The following is a 1441-nucleotide window of genomic DNA, read 5'->3' on the forward strand; positions in this document are numbered from 1 at the left end:
CGGTTGCTGCCGGGGGTGGACGACATCCTGGTGTGGGATGCGCCGTGGGTGGGGCTGGAGCCGGCGCCGGTGGGGCGGGGGGAGGTCGAGCAGCTTGTCGACATGATCGATGCCGATGCGGCGTTGGTTCTGACGTCGTTTCATCAGTCTCCGTTGCCGATGGCGTTGGTGTTGCGTTTGTCGGGGGTGGGGTGGGTTGCGGCGGACTGTGAGGACTATCCGGGTTCGCTGCTTGATGTGCGGCATCGTCGTGCGCCGGATGCGCATGAGGTGGAGGCGATGCTGGAGTTGGCCGGGGCGGCGGGGTTTCCGGGGGTGGATGACGGGCGGTTGCGGGTGCTGGCGCCGCCGGGTGCTGTCGGGTTGACGGGTCCGGGGTCGTATGTGGTGGTGCATCCGGGGGCGAGTGTGCCGGCCCGGGCGTGGGGGCGGGAGCGCTGTGCGGAGGCGGTGCGGGAGCTGGCGGGGGCCGGGTATCGGGTGGTGGTGACCGGCGGGCCGGGGGAGCGGGGGTTGACCGGGTTGGTGGCCGGGGAGTACGGGCTGGATCTGGGGGGCCGTACCGGGGCGGGGGAGTTGGCCGGGGTGCTGGCCGGGGCGGATGTGGTGGTGAGCGGTAATACGGCGCCGGCGCATCTTGCGGCGGCGGTGGGCAGGCCGGTGGTGTCGTTGTTCGCGCCGGTGGTGCCGGCTGAGCGGTGGCGGCCTTATGGGGTGCCGTATGTGCTGCTGGGGGACCAGCAGGCGCCCTGCGCGGACAGCAGGGCCCGCACCTGTCCCGTGCCCGGGCATCCCTGCCTGGACACCGTCACCGCTCACGATGTGGTGGCCGCGGTCGAGAAGCTGATCGGGGAGGTGGGGCCGGTATGAGGATTCTGTTGTGGCATGTGCACGGGTCGTGGACCACGGCGTTTGTGCAGGGCCCGCACACCTACCTGGTCCCCGTCACCCCCGGCCGCGGGCCGGACGGTCTGGGCCGGGCGCGGACTTTCGACTGGCCGGGCTCGGTCGTGGAGGTGCCGCCGGAGCGTTTGCGGGATGCCGGTGTTGATGTGGTGGTGTTGCAGCGGCCGCATGAACTTGGGCTGGTGGAGCGGTGGTTGGGGCGGCGGCCGCCGCTGGTGTATCTGGAGCACAACGCGCCGGACGGGCAGGTGCCCGACACCCGTCACCCGGCTGCCGGTATCCCGGGGGTGACGCTGGTTCATGTCACGCATTTCAACCGGCTGATGTGGGATGCCGGTTCCACGGCTACGGCCGTGATCGAGCACGGCGTCGTTGATCCGGGTTACCGGTGGTCGGGGGAGGTGGAGCGGGCGGCGGTGGTGGTCAACGAGCCGGTGCGGCGGGGCCGGACGGTGGGCACCGATCTGCTGCCGGGGTTCGCCGACGTGGCCCCGCTGGACGTGTTCGGGATGGGCACCGAAGGCCTGGCCGGCCA

At 71.6% G+C, this 1441-nt stretch carries 1 protein-coding gene and 1 pseudogene; both read left to right on the forward strand.

The window, feature by feature from the left end:
• Window positions 1-870, forward strand: an 870-nt coding sequence (locus AC5P09_RS51780; RefSeq protein WP_493880605.1) for a glycosyltransferase family 9 protein, incomplete at its 5' end; no start/stop codon positions are given.
• Window positions 867-1441 (forward strand): annotated as a pseudogene (locus tag AC5P09_RS51785) (glycosyltransferase family 1 protein); the annotation flags it as partial. The gene AC5P09_RS51780 and the pseudogene AC5P09_RS51785, both read left to right, overlap by 4 nt.

This window comes from Streptomyces sp. a15 (assembly GCF_059026085.1).